The 2,080-nt window shown below is 64.0% G+C and carries 2 protein-coding genes; both read right to left on the reverse strand.

The features are described from left to right. Positions 1 to 1,172, reverse strand: a 1,172-nt coding sequence (locus C8K66_RS30455) for an ATP-binding cassette domain-containing protein (RefSeq protein ID WP_108526708.1), incomplete at its 3' end; no start/stop codon positions are given. Beyond that, on the reverse strand, positions 1,169 to 2,080 hold a 912-nt coding region (locus tag C8K66_RS30460), incomplete at its 5' end, for a substrate-binding domain-containing protein (RefSeq protein ID WP_108526709.1). The genes C8K66_RS30455 and C8K66_RS30460, both read right to left, overlap by 4 nt.

Genomic DNA, 2,080 nt, shown 5'->3' on the forward strand with positions numbered 1-2,080 from the left:
GCGCTCGGCGTCTTGACCTTCATCCCGCGGATTTGCTGCTCGGCGTTGCCCTGCTCCCAGCCCTCGCGCAGCAGCCAGCCGAACCGGGAATGGGCGCCGCGTGCGCTGATGTTGATGTTCTCGGCCACGCTGCCCAGCGGGATGATGCCTTCCTTCTTGCGGTCCTCCGGGCACAGCAGCACGCCGGCGGCAATGGCGTCGCGCGGCGAGCGCAATTGCAGCGCTTGCCCGCACAGTTCCAACTGCCCCGCCGTGGCGCGCTGCAAGCCGCTGAGCAGGCGAAACAGCTCGGTGCGCCCGGCGCCGACCAAGCCGAACAGGCCGAGGATCTCGCCCTTGCGCACCTCAAAGCTGACCGGTTCACGCAAGCCCGGGCCGAGCAAACCGTCGACCTTGAGCGCCACCTCGCCGTGCTCGCGCGGCCGATAGTCGTAAATGTCCTGGATATCGCGACCGACCATGCAGGTGACCAACTGGTCGTGACTCAGCGCACGCATGTCGTCGAAGGTACGCACGTAGCGGCCGTCCTTGAACACCGTGACCGCGTCGCAGATGCGGAACACTTCTTCCATGCGATGGGACACGTACAGCACCACTTTGCCCTCGTCGCGCAGGCGCGTGATGATCGCCATCAGCCGGTCGATCTCGCGAGCCGACAGGCTGCTGGTCGGTTCATCGAAGGCAATCACATGCGCGCCACGCGACAGCGCCTTGGCGATTTCCACCAGTTGGCGCTGGCCCAGGGACAGGCGCCCGAGCTTTTCCTGCGGGTCGATTTCATCGGCCAGGCCCTTGAGGCACGCCAGCGCCCGCTGGCGCAGCTGGCCGCGGTTGACCACGCCGAAACGCGCCGGCAAATGCCCGAGGAACAGGTTCTCGGCGACGCTCATTTCCGGCACCAGATGCAGCTCCTGGTGGATCACCGCGACGCCGCTGGCAATGCTGTCGGCCGCACATTTGAAGGCCATCGTCTGCGCGCCGATCTGCACGCTGCCGCTGCTCGGGATGTAGGCGCCGCCGAGGATCTTCAGCAGCGTCGACTTGCCCGCGCCGTTCTCGCCCATCAACGCGTGGACCTGCCCCGGGTGGGCGGTGAAACTGATGCTGTCCAGCGCCTTGACCCCGGGGAAGGTTTTGCCGATGCCGTCAAAGCGCAGTGCCGCTGCGGTCATTTCCACAGCCCGATCTTGGTCAGTTCTTCCTGGAAGTTGGCGCGGGTAATCAGCGTCACTTCGTCCATCGCGGTGTACTTCGGCGGTTCCTTACCGGTGGTGACCCACTCGTACATCATCAGCGCGGTGTTGTAGCCCTCGATGTGCGGGCTGGGCAGCATCGAACCGAAGAAGCCGCTGTTGGCTTTCTTCAACTCGCCGATGGCGTCGGTGCCGTTGATGCCGATGCCGATCACGTTGGCGGCTTTGAAGCCGGCGCTTTCGGTGGCGCGCACGCCGCCGAGCACGGTGTTGTCGTTCATGCCGCCGATGATCAGGTTCTTCGCGCCGCTGGGCAGCTTGACCAGCGCCGAGTTGGTGGCGTCCATGCTGCCGGGCACGTCGAGGGTCTTGAGCGCGGCGGTGAGGATATGGTCTTTGGGGATGCCTGCTTCTTCGAGGGATTTGATCGAACCGTCGGTGCGTTTTTTACCGGTGTCGAGTTCGTTGAAGGTGTTGATCACCGCGTAGGTATCCTTCCAGTCCCAACCACGTTTCTTCGCCTCGGCGGCCATCGCCGCGCCTTGCTTCTGACCGACTTCGAACGCGGCCATGCCCAGGTACGGCACGTCTTCCATGAAATTGCCCTTGGCGTCGACGAAGCGATCATCCACGGCCATGACTTTCAAGCCGTTGACCTTGGCCTTGGCGACAATGGCCGGGCCGAGGGACACGTCCGGCGGGCAGATCACAAAGCCCTTGGCGCCGTTGGCGGCCAGGCTGTCGATGGCTGAGAGGGTCTTCTCGCCGTCGGGCACGGCGATCTTGATCACAGTGAAACCATGTTCCTTGCCGGCCTTTTCGGCGAAGGCCCATTCGGTCTGGAACCAGGGTTCTTCGGCTTGTTTGACCAGGAAGCCGATTTTTAC

The sequence above is a fragment of the Pseudomonas sp. GV105 genome (assembly GCF_003058185.1).
Lineage (GTDB): Bacteria > Pseudomonadota > Gammaproteobacteria > Pseudomonadales > Pseudomonadaceae > Aquipseudomonas > Aquipseudomonas veronii.